Source organism: Xanthomonas sp. NCPPB 1062, assembly GCF_041481705.2.
GTDB classification, from domain to species: domain Bacteria; phylum Pseudomonadota; class Gammaproteobacteria; order Xanthomonadales; family Xanthomonadaceae; genus Xanthomonas; species Xanthomonas euvesicatoria.
In genome coordinates, this window is sequence record NZ_CM192987.1 from 753,533 (window position 1) to 770,850 (window position 17,318).

14 protein-coding genes are annotated in these 17,318 nt (G+C 65.5%); 10 read left to right on the plus strand and 4 right to left on the minus strand.

Annotated features, from left to right (window positions below):
• Positions 1 to 7 precede the first annotated feature (7 nt).
• The 3 genes from xerC to hslU all read left to right on the plus strand — a co-directional run bounded on the left by xerC (position 8) and on the right by hslU (position 3,141).
• Positions 8 to 925 carry a tyrosine recombinase XerC gene (gene xerC, locus ACCQ16_RS03255; protein WP_008571702.1) on the plus strand — a complete coding sequence of 306 codons (918 nt, stop codon included), beginning with the start codon at positions 8 to 10 and terminating at the stop codon, positions 923 to 925.
• 196 nt (positions 926 to 1,121) lie between these two features.
• Complete coding sequence (gene hslV, locus ACCQ16_RS03260) at positions 1,122 to 1,673, plus strand: ATP-dependent protease subunit HslV (protein ID WP_005997221.1); 552 nt, start codon at positions 1,122 to 1,124, stop codon at positions 1,671 to 1,673.
• Between the two features lie 100 nt (positions 1,674 to 1,773).
• Entirely contained in the window at positions 1,774 to 3,141 is a 1,368-nt protein-coding gene (gene hslU, locus ACCQ16_RS03265) for an ATP-dependent protease ATPase subunit HslU (RefSeq protein ID WP_008571704.1), read from the plus strand.
• Positions 3,142 to 3,343: 202 nt separating this feature from the next.
• On the opposite strand, the gene ACCQ16_RS03270 is transcribed toward hslU, so the two are convergent.
• The 4 genes from ACCQ16_RS03270 to ACCQ16_RS03285 all read right to left on the minus strand — a co-directional run bounded on the left by ACCQ16_RS03270 (position 3,344) and on the right by ACCQ16_RS03285 (position 7,147).
• Positions 3,344 to 3,799 (minus strand): nucleoside deaminase, encoded by a 456-nt coding sequence (locus tag ACCQ16_RS03270; protein WP_011346314.1) that lies wholly within the window; start codon positions 3,797 to 3,799, stop codon positions 3,344 to 3,346.
• Complete coding sequence (locus ACCQ16_RS03275) at positions 3,796 to 4,296, minus strand: GNAT family N-acetyltransferase (protein ID WP_071118081.1); 501 nt, start codon at positions 4,294 to 4,296, stop codon at positions 3,796 to 3,798. Before ACCQ16_RS03275 ends, ACCQ16_RS03270 begins: the two co-directional genes overlap by 4 nt.
• A 113-nt stretch (positions 4,297 to 4,409) precedes the next feature.
• A complete protein-coding gene (locus tag ACCQ16_RS03280; RefSeq protein ID WP_122273313.1) occupies positions 4,410 to 5,498 on the minus strand; it encodes an HlyD family secretion protein in 1,089 nt (362 codons plus the stop codon).
• Positions 5,495 to 7,147 (minus strand): MFS transporter, encoded by a 1,653-nt coding sequence (locus ACCQ16_RS03285; protein WP_031420951.1) that lies wholly within the window; start codon positions 7,145 to 7,147, stop codon positions 5,495 to 5,497. The genes ACCQ16_RS03280 and ACCQ16_RS03285 overlap by 4 nt, the downstream gene beginning before the upstream one ends.
• Positions 7,148 to 7,234: 87 nt before the next feature.
• On the opposite strand from ACCQ16_RS03285, the gene ubiE reads away from it, so the two are divergent.
• The 7 genes from ubiE (at position 7,235) to ACCQ16_RS03320 (ending at position 17,314) form a co-directional block, all read left to right on the plus strand.
• The gene (gene ubiE, locus ACCQ16_RS03290; RefSeq protein ID WP_008577300.1) at positions 7,235 to 7,996 is read left to right on the plus strand and encodes a bifunctional demethylmenaquinone methyltransferase/2-methoxy-6-polyprenyl-1,4-benzoquinol methylase UbiE; all 762 of its coding nucleotides are present in this window, start codon (positions 7,235 to 7,237) and stop codon (positions 7,994 to 7,996) included.
• A gap of 190 nt (positions 7,997 to 8,186) precedes the next feature.
• Entirely contained in the window at positions 8,187 to 9,077 is an 891-nt protein-coding gene (locus ACCQ16_RS03295) for a GGDEF domain-containing protein (RefSeq protein ID WP_008577298.1), read from the plus strand.
• 120 nt (positions 9,078 to 9,197) lie between these two features.
• Positions 9,198 to 11,144: a M1 family metallopeptidase gene (locus tag ACCQ16_RS03300; RefSeq protein ID WP_277573314.1), complete on the plus strand. Its 1,947-nt coding sequence runs from the start codon at positions 9,198 to 9,200 to the stop codon at positions 11,142 to 11,144.
• Between the two features lie 192 nt (positions 11,145 to 11,336).
• Complete coding sequence (locus tag ACCQ16_RS03305) at positions 11,337 to 12,056, plus strand: hypothetical protein (RefSeq protein ID WP_008577295.1); 720 nt, start codon at positions 11,337 to 11,339, stop codon at positions 12,054 to 12,056.
• Positions 12,057 to 12,402: 346 nt separating this feature from the next.
• A complete protein-coding gene (locus ACCQ16_RS03310) occupies positions 12,403 to 13,056 on the plus strand; it encodes an HAD family hydrolase (RefSeq protein ID WP_136733540.1) in 654 nt (217 codons plus the stop codon).
• Positions 13,057 to 13,538: 482 nt separating this feature from the next.
• Positions 13,539 to 15,563, plus strand: a complete 2,025-nt coding sequence (locus ACCQ16_RS03315) for a methanol/ethanol family PQQ-dependent dehydrogenase (RefSeq protein ID WP_080721041.1) — start codon at positions 13,539 to 13,541, stop codon at positions 15,561 to 15,563.
• Positions 15,560 to 17,314, plus strand: coding sequence for a quinoprotein dehydrogenase-associated putative ABC transporter substrate-binding protein (locus ACCQ16_RS03320; RefSeq protein WP_277573315.1), 1,755 nt, complete (start codon positions 15,560 to 15,562; stop codon positions 17,312 to 17,314). Before ACCQ16_RS03315 ends, ACCQ16_RS03320 begins: the two co-directional genes overlap by 4 nt.
• Positions 17,315 to 17,318 lie beyond the last annotated feature (4 nt).

Genomic DNA, 17,318 nt, shown 5'->3' on the forward strand with positions numbered 1-17,318 from the left:
CGCTGAGGTGTCATCGGTCGACGAGTTCCTGACGTACCTGCAGGTCGAGCGGCAAGTATCGGCGCACACGCTGGACGCGTATCGGCGCGACCTCGCGGCCCTGGTCGTCTGGGCAGCCGAGCAGGCGACCGAAGCTGGCGTGCAGGACGCTGCAGTGCCTGGCGAGACTGCACAGCTCGACAGCGCGCACTTGCGGCAATTCGTTGCGGCAGAGCATCGACGCGGGCTGTCGGCAAAGAGCCTGCAGCGCCGCCTGTCGGCATGCCGCAGTTATTACGCCTGGTTGCTCAAGCATGGCCGCATTTCGGCCAGCCCGGCGGCGGCGCTGCGTGCGCCCAAGGCGCCGCGCAAGTTGCCGCAGGTGCTGGACGCCGACGAAGCCGTGCGTCTGGTGGAAGTGCCGACCGATGCGCCATTGGGCCTGCGCGACCGCGCGCTGCTGGAAGTGTTCTACTCGTCCGGGCTGCGCCTGAGCGAGTTGTGCGCGTTGCGCTGGCGCGACCTGGACCTGGACAGCGGCCTGGTGATGGTGCTCGGCAAAGGCAGCAAGCAGCGCCTGGTGCCGGTGGGCTCGCACGCGATCGCCGCCTTGCGCGAGTGGCGACGCGACAGTGGTGCAAGCGCCGACAGCCATGTCTTCCCTGGCCGTGCCGGCGGTGCGATTTCGCAACGTGCAGTGCAGATCCGCATCAAGCAGCTGGCCGTGCGCCAGGGCATGTTCAAGGACGTGCACCCGCATATGCTGCGCCACAGCTTCGCCAGCCATATCCTGGAATCGTCCGGCGATCTGCGCGGCGTGCAGGAGTTGCTGGGCCATTCGGACATCGCCACCACCCAGATCTACACGCATCTGGATTTCCAGCACTTGGCCAAGGTCTACGATGCCGCGCATCCGCGTGCCAGGCGCAAGAAAGCTGCAGAGTGAGCGCCAAGCTGTAAGCGGCCGGCAGCCGGCGTCATCGATTCGTGCGGTTCATTGCCGCAGGTCGGTCTGCATGTCGCGTGCAACCGTGTTGCTGTCTCGCAAGTGAGCGCCGCCATCCCTGCCTGCGGCGACTGGTCGCGGCGTGCTTGAACCCGGCAGGGGCGTCCCCACCTCCTTGGAAACCCTCGGAGGATCCATGGACCCTAGCCAGAACCCCAATATCGTTCACGCCACCACCATCATTTCGGTTCGACGCGGTGGGCATGTCGCCGTCGCCGGCGATGGCCAGGTCACCCTTGGCCATACGGTCATGAAGGGCAATGCACGCAAGGTGCGTCGGCTGGGGCGCGAGGGCCAGGTGCTGGCCGGTTTCGCCGGTGCGGCAGCCGATGCGTTCACCTTGTTCGAATTGTTCGAAGCCAAGCTCGACAAGCACGGCCAGCTGACGCGCGCTGCAGTGGAACTGGCCAAGGATTGGCGCACCGAGCGCCGGCTGGGCAAGCTCGAAGCGCTGCTGGCCGTGGCCGACAAGGAAACTTCGCTGATCATCAGCGGCACCGGCGATGTGATCGAACCGGAAGACGGCATCATCGCCATCGGTTCTGGCGGCTCGTACGCCTTGTCGGCCGCACGCGCGCTGCTGGCGCACACCGAGCTGGATGCCAAGACCATCGCCACCGAAGCGATCAATATTGCCGGCGATATCTGCATCTATACCAATCGCAACGTGGTGGTCGAAGAGCTGTGATTCGGGATTCGGGATTGGGGATTCGCAAAAGCGCTCCTTTCCCTCCGCCCGGAGATCCATCGATCGTTCCCATTCCGCTTTTACGAATCTCAAATCCCTAATGCCAAATCCCGATACCGCCACCATGACTCCGCGCGAAATCGTGCAGGAGCTCGACCGTCATATCGTTGGCCAGCACGACGCCAAGCGCGCGGTTGCCATCGCGCTGCGTAACCGCTGGCGCCGCATGCAGTTGCCGGAAGAACTGCGCAACGAAGTGATGCCCAAGAACATCCTGATGATCGGCCCCACTGGCGTGGGCAAGACCGAGATTGCGCGGCGCCTGGCGACGTTGGCCAATGCGCCCTTCGTTAAGGTCGAAGCCACGCGCTTTACCGAAGTGGGGTATGTGGGCAAGGATGTGGAGCAGATCATCCGCGATCTGGCCGATACGTCCGTCAAGCTGTATCGCGAGCAGGCCAAGGTGCGCGTGCGCAATCAGGCCGAAGAGCGTGCCGAAGACCGCATCCTGGACGCATTGCTGCCACGTCGCGCGGCCGGGATTGGGTTTGATCCGGAAGCGGCGCGCAACGAGCCCTCGTCGCAGGACAACGAAACCCGCATCAAGTTCCGTCGCATGCTGCGCAACGGCGAGCTGGACGAGCGCGAGATCGAACTGGAAGTGGCGGTGAACGCCAGCATGGACATCATGACCCCGCCGGGCATGGAGGAAATGGGCCAGCAATTGCGGCAGATGTTCTCCAATCTGGGCAGCGGCAAGTCGCAGAAGCGCAAGCTCACCATCAAGGCGGCGCGCCCGCTGTTGATCGAGGAAGAAGCCGGCAAGCTGGTCAACGAAGACGACGTGCGCACTGCGGCCATCGAGGCGTGCGAGCAGCATGGCATCGTGTTCATCGATGAGATCGACAAGGTGGCCAAGCGCGGCGAAGCCGGCTCCAGCGGCGGCGATGTCAGCCGCGAAGGCGTGCAGCGCGATCTGTTGCCGCTGGTGGAAGGCTCCAACGTGTCCACCAAGTACGGCACGGTCAAGACCGACCACATCCTGTTCATTGCATCCGGCGCGTTTCATCTGGCCAAGCCCAGCGATCTGATTCCGGAGCTGCAGGGCCGCTTCCCGATCCGCGTGGAACTGACCGCGCTGACCAAGGCCGATTTCGTGCGCATCCTCACCGAGCCCAAGGCCGCCTTGATCAAGCAGTACGAGGCCTTGCTGCAGACCGAAGGCGTGGCATTGACGTTCGCACCCGACGCGGTGGATCGGCTTGCCGAGATTGCCGCGCAGGTCAACGAGCGCCAGGAGAATATCGGCGCCCGTCGCCTGCACACGGTGTTGGAGCGTCTGCTGGATGTGTTGAGCTATGAAGCGCCCGATCGCGATGGGCAGAGCGTGACCGTGGACGCCGCCTATGTGGATGCGCAGCTGGGTGAGCTGGTACAGGATCCGGACCTGAGTCGCTACATCCTCTGATGGTGCTGCACGGCGACGTGCGAACGGTTTTAGAAAAGACCCGCCATTGGCGGGTCTTTTTGTTTGCAGAAGGCACTGCTGACAAGCCAGGTCTTGGCGCAGATCGGCACTGCGATGCAAGCCAAACAGCAGCGCCACTGCGCAGTGGCATTGCCTGTCATCTGTCACCGCGCACGGCTACGCACCTGCAGTGGCGCTGACGTCAATCCTCGCCAATATCTTCGTTCCACACATCCGGGTTGGCGGAAATATAGCCGCCAAGCAGGTCGATGCATTCCTGGCTATGCAGATCGATCACGTTGACGCCGTGCTCGCGCAACCACGCGATGCCGCCCTGGAACGTGACCGATTCCCCGACCACCACCGTGCCGATGTTGAACTGGCGTACCAGCCCGCTGCAGTACCAGCACGGCGCCAACGTGGTGACCATGATGGTGTCCTTGTAGCGGCGCTGGCGGCCGGCCTTGCGAAATGCGTCGGTCTCGCCGTGTACCGAGGGGTCGTTTTCCTGCACGCGGCGGTTATGGCCGCAGCCGAGCAGGCGCCCGTCATTGTGGTATAGCGCCGCGCCGATCGGGATGCCGCCTTCGGCCAGGCCCTGGCGTGCTTCGGTGATGGCGGTGTCCAGCAACGCGCGGTAGTCGGGGGTGGTGATCATGCGAACTCCAAAGGGGCCGCGCCGGCAGGGCGCAGCATGTCGAGATGGGGAATGCCATCTTCCAGGTACGGTGCGGAAGCAGGTGCAAACCCGTGCGCCGCGTAGAACGATTGCAGGTGCGCCTGCGCACCGAGCTGGATCGCGTGACCCGGCCACTGCGTGTGCACCAACCGGATGCCTTCGCGCAACAGCGCATGCGCAAGTCCAGTGCCACGAAATGCAGCGGCGACGACCACGCGGCCGATGCTCGGTTCGGAATAACTCAAGCCCGGCGGCAGCACGCGCAGGTAAGCCGCCAACGCGGCGTCATTGGCGGTGCCCAGCAGATGCAGCACCGCCGGATCGGTATCTTTGCCATCCAGTTCCGGATAGGCGCATTGCTGCTCCACCACGAACACATCCGTGCGCAGCCGCAGCAGCGCATACAGCTGCGTGGTGTTCAGTTGCGCAAACCGCAGGTGCTGCCAGTGCAGGGCAGGAAGGGGCATGGTGGGCATCACTGCATGATAGCGGCAGTGCCGCCGTTGAGCTGCGACGTCATGCCGGTGTGGGGTACTGGCTGCCTGACCTGCGCCGACACTGGTGCCCACGCGCGGATACCGGTTTGTGCCTAGTCGACTGCGCTGTCGGTATCGACGGCCACCACCACCGACATGCCCGGCCGCAGCCGCGGCGCCAACGGCTGGTCCGGATCGACGCTGATGCGCAGCGGAATGCGTTGGGCAATCTTGACGAAGTTGCCGGTGGCGTTATCGGCCGGCAGCACGCTGAATTCGGAGCCGGCAGCCGGCGAAATGTCCTGTACGCGGCCATGCAGACGCGCGTTGTCCAGCGCATCCACGGTGAAGCTGGCGCGCTGGCCGATGCGGATCCTGGCCATCTGGGTTTCCTTGAAATTGGCCACGATCCACAGCGTGTCCGGCACCAGCGACATCAGCTGCGTGCCGTTGGTGACGTAGGCGCCCTGGCGCACGCCAAGCTGGCCGAGCTGGCCGTCGCGCGGGGCCAGGATGCGCGTGTTGTCCAGGTTGATCTGTGCCAGCTGCACGGCGGCCTGCGCATTGGCGAGCGCGGCTTCCAACGCGGCGCGGTTGACGGTCACGCTGCGGGCGTTTTCTTCGGCGGCCTGCACTGCGGCACGTGCCTGCGCCACGCCGGCATCGGCTTGCGCGCGCGCGGCAAATGCGGTGTCGCGGTCCTGCTCGGAGACCAGTTGCTGGCTGGCCAGCTGCTGCGTCCGTGCATAGGCCGAATGGGTGCGCTCGCGTTGTGCCTGGTTGCTGCTCAGCGCCGCGCGTTGCTCGGCGATCGTGGCTTCGGCGCTGTGGCGTTGTTGATCCCAGTTGGCGAGGTTGGCCTGGGCGGTCTGCACTTGCGCCTTGGCCTGTTCGAGTTGCTGGGCATAGATGCGATCGTCGATGCGTGCCAGCAACTGCCCGCGCTTGACGTGCGCAAAGTCCTGCACCGGTACCTGCGTGACATAGCCGCTCACCTGCGGCGCAATCACCGTGATCTGACCGTGCACCATCGCATTTTCGGTGCGTTCGATCGCACTGACGAACGGCGGCAGGCGCCAGGCATACAGCACCAGCGCCACGCCGATCAGGGCAAGCCCGCCGAAGCCGATGACCCCGGCGAGACGGCGACGCCGACGACGTTGCCGGTCGGCAGGCGGGGAGGAATCTGCTGGTGTCTTCATGGGCGCGCAGTGGGAGCAGGAGGAGGAGGGGGCGATACCGAGGGGCGCAGATAGCGGCGCCACAGCAGCACGGACAGGATCCACACGCCGGTGGCGATGGCGATGCAGCCGATCAACAGGAACACGTCGTTGTACGCCAGCACATTGGCCTCGCGCGTGGCGACCGTGCCCAGCGTGCGCACGCCTTGGGCCTGACGCAGTGCCGGGTCGCCGATGCTGCGGCCATACAGGCTTGCATAGGCCTGTACGCGCGCGGCCACCTGCGGGTCGGTCAGCGCCAGATGTTCCACCAATTGGCTGGAATGGTATTTCTCGCGCACCACCTGCACGGTGCCGAGCAGGGCGCTGCCGAGCAGGCCGCCCATGTTCTGCGCCATGCCGAACAGCACGATGAAACTGATCAGGTTGCCCGGCTGCGCGATCACCCGGCCGATGCCGGCCACCATCGCCGGGCCGATGAAGAACGTGCTGCCGAAGGCGAGCAGGAACTGGCTCACATACATCTGTTCGGGGCGGGTGAGGCTGGTGGCATCGGCATCCATGAAGCAGCCCACACAGATGGCCGCCACCGCGATGATCAGATGTTCGGCAACCCGCGCCGGGTTGATCAGCCACGCGCTGGCCGCCACGCCGACCACCGCGCCCAGCAGCATCAGCGCAAACAGGGTCTGCAGTTGCGTGTTGGCCAGGCCCAGCGTCTGGAAGAAGCCGATGGCGCCGGTGCTTTGTTCCGACAGCACCAGGCGGATCAACAGGATCGCCAGCCCCAGCCGCAACATGTCCGCACTGGCCAGCCAGCGCGTGTTGATCATCGGATTGCGGCGGTTGTGTTCGATCCAGGCCGCCGTGCACAGCAGCACGATGGACGCGGCCAGCACCACGCCCAGCCACGGCGTGCTGGTCCACCACAGCAGGCGCCCGAGCGAGAGCACCGCGGCCAGGCCGGCGGCGCCGGCGGCGAACAGGCTGAAGGTGAGGAAATCCAGCGGCTCGAACACGCGATACCGGTCGCTTGGCGGTAACTTGAGCGCCAGCACGCAGGCCAGCGCGAACACCGCCAGCCCGCACTCGAACAGGTACAGGCCTTGCCACTCGCCAAATTCCAGCAGGTCGGTGGAAAACACCCGCGCCAGCGGCAACGCCAGCTGGGTCATGCCCAGGCCCAGCACCACGGCCTTGAGCCGATATTTGCTCGGGAACGCCTGGATCACGTAATACAGACCCAGCGAGCTGAGCGCCGCGCCCACCAGCCCATGCGCGGCACGCACGGTGATCGCCGAGCTCAGGCTGTGCACGAACAGGTGCGCGAAGGCGATGAGCGCGTACAGCGCCAGGAAGATTTCGGTGAACCGGCGCAACCCGAACTGCTGGCGAAATTTCACCAGCAGCAGGTTCGCCGACATGTTGGTCATCACATAGGCGGCCGGCAGCCACGCCATTTCGGTGGCATAGGCCCCCAGCGTGCCTTGCAGGTAGGTGAGGTTGGCAGTGACCAGGGCGTTGCTCAGCCCTCCGGTGAGCGCCACCACCGCGCCCACCAGGCCGTACTGAATACGCCGCCGGATAGGGTGCAGGGGGGTGGAGGCCGACCCGGGCAGGGTGGGCCGCTCGTGGGGCTGCCAGTCGCGCTGGACGTACTTGTCGCGCACTGAGTGCTCGCAGGGCCGGTCGCAGGTGAAAACGCGATTGTGGTCCGGTTGCGGTCATGGCGGCGTCAGCAGTGCGATAATCCAGCCATGAGCGAATCCCCCTATACCTCCGGTACCACCCATTTCGGCTTTCGCGATGTCGCTGCCAAGGACAAGCAGAAGCTGGTCGGCGAAGTGTTCACCTCGGTCGCGCGTAACTACGACCTGATGAACGATCTGATGAGCCTGGGCGTGCACCGCGCATGGAAACGCTACTTCGTGGCGACCGCGCAGGTGAAGCCAGGCGACCGCGTGCTGGACCTGGCCGGCGGTACCGGCGACATCGCCGTGCTGCTCAAGGAGCGCGTGGGCAATGAAGGTGCGGTGGTGCTGGGCGACATCAATGCCGGCATGCTGTCGGTGGGCCGCGACCGGCTGACCAACCGCGGGCTGGTGTCCGGTTTCGACTACGTGCAATGCAATGCCGAAGCGCTGCCGTTCCCGGACCAGAGTTTCGACCTGGTGACCATTTCCTTCGGCCTGCGCAACGTCACCGACAAGGACGCCGCCTTGCGCGAGATGTACCGCGTACTGAAGGTCGGCGGCCAGGCGCGCGTGCTGGAATTTTCCGAAGTCACCGCCGAGTGGTTCAAGCCGATCTACGACTTCCACTCGTTCAAGATCCTGCCCAAGCTGGGCCAGCTGTTCGCACGCGATGCCGATAGCTACCAATACCTGGCCGAAAGCATCCGCAAGCATCCGCCGCAGGAATCGCTCAAGGGCATGATGGGCGAGGCCGGGTTTGCGCGTTGCCACTTCAAGAACCTGACCGGCGGCATCGTGGCCATCCACTCCGGCTACAAGATCTAAGCAGGTCGTTTCAGCCCGGTTGGCGTCGGCGCGCGTAGCGTGCGCTGGCGCTCGCCCGCCGCGTGCACGGGATCGCGCGTTGCGTGGAAGCGGTGTCGCACATGGATACACCAGCGAAGTTCTGAGACTTCCGTCGCGTTGGCTCGACACGCTCTCGGCGACACTGAACGCTCTTTTGCCGGAGTGTTGGATGCGCTTGTACGCCGGGCTCTCGCGCGTGTTTCCCCGCTCCTTCAGCGCCAAACTGCTGGCGGTGACCTTCCTGGGCATCCATCTGCCGTTGCTGTTGTTGATCGCCTGGTTGGCAGCGCAGAGCGAACTGGACGGGCGCCCGCTGTGGTCGGTGGTGATCGTGGCATTGCTGGCCACCCTGGCCGGCACGGCGCTAACCTTGGTCGCGCTGTACCGGCTGCTGGCGCCGCTGCGCATCGCTGCCGATGCGCTGGATTCGTATTACGCCGATCAACGCCTGCCTACGCTTCCCGAACAGGGTGACGATGAATTGGGCCGCCTGTTGCGCGGCATCAACCGCAGCCTGCGCGGCATCGATGCCGGCATGCGCGATCTCAAGAAACACGCCTTGTTCGACCCGTTGACAGAAGCGCTGAACCGGCGCGGCTGCGAACAGGCGATGCGCGATTCGGTGATCGCCTCCCAGCGCGAAGGCTGGCCGTTCGTGCTGTTCGTGCTGGACATGGACAACCTCAAGCAGATCAACGACCGCTTCGGCCATCTGGCTGGCGACCGCGTGCTGGTGCGTCTGGTGAACTCGGCGTACGGCTGGTTGGGCGCGCAGGACTGGGTCGGGCGTTGGGGCGGCGACGAATTCCTGATCGGCATCCATGCCAGCGAAGACGACGCCACGCTCAAGCTCAACCAATGGCTCTCGATGCTCGAGCGCGAAGATGCCGACGAGGCGCCGCTGCATGTGAGCGCCGGCAGTGCGGTGTGCGAACAAGGGCTGGATGCCACCGAACTGTATCGCCGCGCCGATGCGGCGATGTACCGCGCCAAGTTCTCCGGCGGCCGGCGTCTGGTGCGCGACGGGCACGACGCCCCGCGCGGCCATCCGGTGGCCTGACCTGGGAAAGCCGATTGCGACAGCACGCGGCAGGCCATCGCGCGGATGGCTACCGATGGCACGGGCAGGCTGCGGCGCAGGGCGTTAAAATGCCTCATTCTCCTTGCTGCGGTGCCGTCGATGCGCTTCCCGTTCCTGTCGCTGTCCCTGGCCGTGTCCATCGCGCTGGCCGGCTGTTCCAATGACTCCACGCCGTCGGCCTCCCCCACCGCGCCGGCCGCCACTGCCAAGGCCCCCGTGAAAGCAGACGCCCGCAACCACGACGAAAGTTCCTACGCCCAGCCGCAGCTGGTGGTCATCAAGGACCTGGCGCTGGACCTGAAGCTGGATTTCGATGCCAAGCAGATCGGCGGCACTGCCACCTACACGCTGGAGTGGAAGGACAAGGCCGCCAAACAATTGGTACTGGATACGCGCGAGTTGAGCATTGCGCAGGTACAGGCGGACGATGGCAAGGGCGGCCTGTCGCCGCTGCAGTTCGCCCTGGCACCGGCCGACAAGACCTTCGGTAGCAAACTCACCATCGAAGCGCCGCATCAGCCGGGCAAGGTGGTGATCACCTATCACACCGCACCCACCGCCTCGGGCCTGCAGTGGCTGGAGCCGTCGATGACCGAAGGCAAGCAACTGCCTTTCATGTTCAGCCAATCGCAGGCGATTCACGCGCGCAGCTGGGTGCCGCTGCAGGACACCCCGAGCGTGCGCTTCACCTATAGCGCGCATGTCACCTCGCGCCCGGACGTGATGGTGCTGATGAGCGCCGACAACGACCCCAAGGCGGCACGCGACGGCGATTACAACTTCAAGATGCCCGAGCCGATTCCGTCCTACCTGCTGGCGATCGCCGCCGGCGACGTGGTGTTCAAGCCGATTTCCGCGCGCTCGGGCGTGTGGGCCGAGCCGGCCATGGCCGACAAGGCCGCCAAGGAATTCGAAGACACCGAAAAGATGATCGGTGCCGCCGAAAAACTGTATGGCCCGTATCGCTGGGGCCGTTACGACATGCTGGTGCTGCCGCCGTCGTTTCCGTTCGGCGGCATGGAAAATCCGCGCCTGACCTTCGCCACGCCTACCGTAATCGTCGGCGACAAGTCGCTGGTCTCGCTGGTCGCGCACGAACTGGCGCATAGCTGGTCCGGCAACCTGGTGACCAATGCCAGCTGGAAGGACATCTGGCTCAACGAAGGGTTCACCACCTACGTGCAGGGCCGCATCACCGAGGCGCTGTACGGCAACGAGATGGCCGAGATGGAGCGCGAAATCGATCAGGGCGATTTGCTGGCCGAAGTCAAAGACATGCCGCCGGCCGACCAGGTATTGGAGTTGCCGCCGCTGGCCCAGCGCGACCCTGACGAGGCCTTGAGCCAGGTTGCCTACGTCAAGGGCGCGTGGTTCCTGCAGTTCCTGGAGCAGCGTTTCGGCCGCGAAGTATTCGACCCGTTCCTGCGCGGCTGGTTCGACGATCATGCCTTCCAGAGCGCCACCACCGACCAGTTCGTCGATTACCTGAAGAAGAACCTGCTGGACAAGCATCCCAACACGGTCAGCGCAGCCGAAGTGGATGCGTGGCTGAAGCAGCCTGGCATTCCGGCCTTCGCCGCCAAGGCGCGCTCGCGCAGCTTTTCGATCGTGGATACCGCACGCATCGCCTGGAGCGGCAGCGGCACCTTGCCGAACAAGCAGGTCACCAGCGAGTGGGGCACGCAGGAATGGGTGCACTTCCTCAGCGGCATGGGCGCCACGCTCAAGCCCGAGCAGCTCAAGCAGCTGGATGAGGCGTACCACTTCACCGGCACGCCGAATGGCGAGATCGCCATGCGCTGGTATCCGCTGGCCATTCGCAGCGGCTACACCGATGCGCGCGCTGCCGCGGGCGAGTTCATCGAACGCGTCGGCCGCCGCAAGCTGGTGCTGCCGATTTACGCCGAATTGTTGAAGACGCCCGACGGCATCGCGTTCGCCGAACAGGCCTTCGAAAAGGCCAAGCCCAGCTATCACCCGATCACCACCGCATCGGTGGCCGAGATGATCGCCAAGGCCAAGGCGGCACCGCCGGCGCAGCCGTAAGGGCAGCGGAGGGCGTTGCAGACGCCCTCCGGCCACCTCCATCGCTGCCGTAGGAGCGCACCCGGGCGCGAGGTGGCTTTACCGGGAATGCTCCATCGCGCCCAGGTGCGCTCCTACGGTCGCCGGCGGTTTGATCGCGGGTACGGCAGGCAGGCTGGTATCGTTGACATTGAATTCTCTCCGGAGTCGACGATGAAGTATCTGCTGAGCGCGGCCTTGTGCGTTGCCGCCTTGAGTGCCTGCACCGACCGCGAGGCGCAACGTCAGGCGCAGGCCACCGCGCAGGCGCAGGCCAGGGAAGCCCAGGCCGATGCGCTCGCCAAGCAATACGACGAAGCGGTGAAAGCGCAGAACTGGGACATGGCGCGTGCGCATGGTGCGGCCTTGATCGAAGGTTATGCCGGCACCGCGGCTGCCACGCGTATCGAACCGGGCTATGCCGATATCAAGGCCAAGGGCGAGCAGGCGCGCGAGCTGCGCCGCATGCAGGCGCTGTGGCAGTACTCGCAGGTGCCGGCCAAGGGCGGTACGCAGCGCTCGGCGATGATCGACGCCAAGCAACGTGTGGATGTGGATGGCAGCGGGCCCAAGCCGGTCAGCCTGGTGTTTCGCGATCATCCGCAGTGGAAGCGCCACAGCTACCTCGTGCTCAAGGCCGGCGATTTCAATTGCTACGGTGGCTGCAAGGTGCAGGTGGCGGCCGATGGCGGCGCGCCGCGTGCCATGGCGGCGCACCGCCCGGACACCGACGAAGCCATTGCCATGTTCATCGACGATGACAAGGCGTTGTGGAAGCTCGTACGCAACGCCAAGCGCATCAGCATCACGTTCCCGGTCAAGGCCGGCGGTACGCGCACCGCAGAGTTCGAGGTCGGCGGCCTGGACACCACGCAGATGCCCGGGTGGAAGTAGGCCGGCTCGCGATGACATGCCGGCGTACATCGAATGTGTGTGCGGGCTGGTGCAGCACTAGCGGGCTTGATCGACTGTGCGGTACCCCGGTGTGATGGCGCTGCAGCGCGTCGGCACTGCGCGCTCGGGGCGGTCGGCAAAGCTGGCGCGCATTCGTTCGGTGGCAGGCGCGCGCGCGTTGGAGTGTCCGCGCAAGTACATGCCGAGCGGGCGCCACACGCACCGGCTTGGCGGTGCGTGCAGACGCCATGTCGACCGCGTTGGGCGAAGTCGCTGATGGCGCCCTGCAAGTTGGCCGCACCGCCGCATGCCGCATCGAATCGATCACTTTCTTGTCTTTGCACGGATGGACAGCATGACACTCACCGCGCGCGCTCCCACGTTGTCCGACTACCGCCATTGGGTCTTCGACATGGATGGCACCCTGACCGAGGCTGCGCACGATTTCGCCTTGATCCGCCGCGCGCTGGACATCCCGCCAGAGGCGGACATCCTGCACCACCTGGCCGCGCTGCCGGCCGACGAAGCGGCGACCAAGCATGCCTGGTTGCTCGAACACGAGCGTGCGCTTGCCCAAGGCGCACGCGCCGCGCCGGGCGCAGTGGCGCTGGTGCGCGCGCTGCATGCTGCCGGTTGCCGGCTTGGCATGCTCACCCGCAACGCACGCGAGCTGGCAAAGATCACGTTGCAGGCGATCGGTCTGGACGATGCGTTCGCCTGGGACGACATCGTCGGCCGCGACGAGGCGGCCCCAAAACCAGCGCCCGACGGGCTGCACTATTTCGCGCAGCGCTGGTCGGTGCAGGGCAGCGCGCTGGTCATGGTCGGCGATCATCACAATGACCTGGCCTGCGGCCGCGCCGTCGGTGCGTGCACTGTGCTGGTCAATACACCCGGCGATCCCTGGCCCGGTTTCGCCGACTGGCGCCTGCACGATTGCACGCAGTTGCTCGCGCAATGGGCGGGCCAGGTGCGCGTTGTGCCTGTGCAACGCGGGTAACGTGCAGCCGATCGGGCATCGGAATGGTTAACTCACTGCCGACGCGATGACGCGTCTCAAAGGGGGCTCGCCGTATCCGCATCCGCCTTTCGGACACCTGCTCCCGGCGGAAGGAGAGATGCGTGGCGCCACCGCGCGGTGTTGCTTGCCATAGCGCATCGCGCTGCACCAGCGGCGCAGCGATCGGGGTCCAGCACACGCCCGGCATTGCTGAAACATCTTTCCCGACCGTCTGCACCACTGTGTCACAGCACGTTCGGCGCAAACTGTGCCAAAACCGTGACAGCGCCAAGTGCCCAGCTCGCCGTCATTGCCCCCAACCCTTGCCGACTCGACGTGGTGCGGCGCACCAGTGTGCTGGCATGACGTTTGCTCAGGTCTCTCCCGACGTTTCCTACGTCCGCATCGCCACGGCGGTGACAGCGCCTGCGCTGCGGGATGTTTCAACCGACTGGTTGTTCAAACGAGAGGGGTAGACGCACATGCACCAATCTTCCTGTCGCAGCGTATGCAGCACTGCGCTGCTCATGCTTGCGCTGAGCGCCGTTCTGTCCGGCTGCAAGAAAGACACACCGACCGAAACTGCGGCGCCGGCAACGGCTGCAACACCTGCCGCTGCGCCCGCCGCTGCACCTGCCGCCGCGGTCGATACCGATAGCGAGTTCACCGCCAATGCCAGCAATGCGGACAACTGGGGCGGTGTGGGGCGCGACTTCGCACTCACCCGGCATAGCCCGCTGGCCGAGATCAATCGCGACAACGTCAAGAATCTGAAGATGTCGTGGGAGATGAAAACCGACGCCACGCGCGGCCACGAAGGCCAGCCGCTGGTGATCGGCAGCATCATGTACATGGTCAGTGCGTATCCGAACAACGTCTTCGCCATCGATCTGGCGGCGCAGGACGACGGCGGCAAGGTGTTGTGGAAATACACCCCGCAACAGGACGAACGGTCGGTGGCCGTGGCATGCTGCGACACGGTCAACCGCGGCGCCTCCTATGCCGATGGCAAGCTGGTCTTCGGCAGCCTCAGCGGCGATGTGATCGCACTCGATGCCAAGACCGGCAAGGAAGTGTGGAAGCAAAAACTCGCCCACCCGGACAAGGGCGAAACCATCACCATGGCGCCGATCATCGCCGACGGCAAGGTGGTGGCCGGCATCAGCGGCAACGAATTCGGCGTGCTCGGGCGCGTGGCCGCCTACAACCTCGCCGATGGCAAGCAGGCCTGGTCCTGCGATGCGGCCGGCACCGACAAGGCGATCTGCCTGGGTCCGGATTTCAACAAGGCCAATCCGCAGCATGGCCAACTCGGCGACCTGGGGGTCAAGACCTTTCCCAACGAAGAATGGAAGCGCGGCGGCGGTGCAGCGTGGGGCTGGTACAGCTACGACCCGAAGTTGAAGCTGGTGTACTACGGCACCGGCAATCCCGGCCTGTGGAGCCCGTCGTATCGTTGCGGCAAGACCTCGCAGGAGGAGTGCAACAACGGCGAGCATGACAACAAGTGGTCGATGACCCTGTTCGCCCGCAAGATCGATACCGGCGAGGCGGTGTGGGGCTACCAGAAGACCCCGTTCGACCAGTGGGATTACGACGGCATCAACGAGCCGATCCTGGTCGACCTGACCATCGACGGCAAGCAGGTCCCCTCGGTGGTGCAGTTCGATCGTAACGGCTTTGCCTACGTGCTCGATCGGCGCGATGGCACGCTGCTGCGCGCGCACAAGTTCGTGCCGGCCAACTGGGCCGAACGCATCGACATGAAGACCGGTCGCCCGGTCAAGGTGGCTGCGCATTCTCCGCTGGAACGCGGCAAGAAAGTGCAGGCGTTTCCGTCGGCGATGGGCGGCAAGGACCAGCAGCCGTGCTCGGTGGATCCGGCCAATGCGGCGGTGTTCTTCTGCGGCACCAATAACTGGCACATGGAGCTGGAACCGCAGGAGCGCGGCAACACCATGATGGGCCTGCCGTATGTGTTCGCCAACGTGATGATGAAGCCGAACGAGCCGGGCGCGCTGGGCATCGTCAAGGCGTTCGACGTGGTGGAAGGCAAGTCCAAGTGGGAGATCAAGGAGAAGTACCCGGTGTGGAGCGGCACCCTGGTCACTGACGGCGGGCTGGTGTTCTACGGCACGCTGGATGGTTGGTTCCGCGCGGTGGACAAGGACACCGGCAAGAAGCTGTGGGAGACCAAGCTGCCGTCCGGCATCATCGGTAACCCCATCGCTTATAAAGCCAACGGCCATCAGTACGTGGCGGTGTTCTCCGGTATCGGCGGGTGGATCGGCCTGCCGGTCACTGCGGGCCTGGATCCGTCCGATCCGTATGGCGCGCTGGGTGCGGCAGGGCTGGCGTTCGGTGCGGGCTTTGACAAGATCCCGCTCGGCGGCATGGTCCACAGCTTCCGTATCGATGGCGCCGGCAAGACCGTGACTGCCACTGCGACCGCCACTGCGGCCGCAGGTGGCGGTACCGCCAATGCCGCAGCGAAGACGGCACGATGATCTGCACGCAAGGCGTTGGACGCGCACCTCGGCAGCTTGCTGCCGGCGTGCGCGGCATCACCCGGCACCTGCAGCAGGTGCTGGTGCTGTGCAGCCTCGGACTCGTCGCCGCAGGTTGCACACGCGAGCCGTCTTCATCGACGGCTCGCGCTTCTCGTTCGGATGTGGTGCCCGCTGCGGCACCTGCATCAACCAACTCGCCGGCAACACCGCCGCCAGCGCCCGACCCGCACGTGCTGCGCGTGTGCGCAGACCCGGGCAACATGCCGTTGTCCAACAAGGCCGGCGAAGGCTTCCAGAACAAGATTGCCCAGGTCGTGGCCGCTGCCATGGGCCGGCGCCTGCAATACGAATGGCGCACCTACTACCAGCGCGGGCTGGCACGCAGCACGATCAACGCGGGCCGTTGCGATGTGCTGATGGATCTCAACAGCGATTTCGAGCAAGGGGTGGTCACGCGCCCGCTCTATCGCTCGACCTATGTATTGGTCACACGCAAAGGCTTGAATGTGCGGCCTGCTTCGCTGGACGACCCGGCGCTGAAGAAGCTGCGCCTGGGCGTGTTCCAGAGCTCGCCTGCGCGTCAGGCGCTGTACGAGCATGGCATCAGCGGTGAGGTGCAATACCTGTTCTACGATTCGGCCACTGCGCCGGAAGAACACCCCGGCAAGCTGGTCGAACGGGTTGCCGCCAACACGCTGGATGCGGCCGAATCCTGGGGCCCGGTGGCCGGGTATTACGCACAGCGCAACGGTCTGGGAATGGTGCCCTTGAACACCATCGACGATGCGGTGCTGGAGTATTCGATGGCCTGGGCGGTGTCGCGCAAGAATGCAGACCTGCGCGATGCGTTGAACACGGCGCTGCAGCAGAGCGCGGCAAAGATCGACCAGATCCTGCGCAGGTATCACGTGCCGCTGGTGCGCTGTAGCGACTGCGTGGTGGCCGGCGATCTGGCGTCGCACGGGCCGTATGTCACGCCGACACCGGCATCCACTGCACCCAGTCCGGCGGCCTCGTCGCAAGAGTTGGCGCAGCTGCAATTGCGCATCGCCGACGGTGCAGACCCGAACCAGGAACTGGCGCATGCACTGGACGCGGGCGACGCCGTGCGTGCGGCATGGCTGCTGCGCCATGGCGCCGATGCCAATCGCGCGAACCTGCTGGGCGAGCCGCCATTGCACCAGGCCATCCGCAACCAGGAGCCGGACCTGGTCGGCCTGCTGCTGGATGCCGGCGCGCGCATCGAGGCGCGCGACGCCAGCGGCTGGACCGCACTGATGAAAGCCGCCTGGGCCAATGACGCCGACAGTGTCGGCAGGTTGCTGGCCAAGCGCGCGCCGGTGGACACCGTGTCCAGCGACGGCTGGAGCGCGCTGGATCTTGCGGTGTCCTATGCCGACGTGGGTGTGGTGCAGGCGCTGCTGGACAAGGGCGCGACCGTGCGGCGCGCCAACCCCACCGGGTTCACCCCGGTGATGTTTGCGGTGGCGCGCGACGACCCGGCCATTGTGGAGGCTGTGCTGGCACGCGGCGCCGAGGTCAATCACGCCAATCAGGCCGGTGTCACAGCGCTGATGCTGGCTGCCGCGGCCGGGCGCGAAGCGGTTGCCCGACGCCTGCTGGCCGCAGGTGCCGACCCGTCTGCGCGCAACCGCGACGGCAAGAGCGCCGCGGATCTGGCGCAGGCACGTGGCGACACCGCGCTGGCCACGCTGCTCGCCGAGGCCCGGCGCCCGGCACCCAAATGATTGC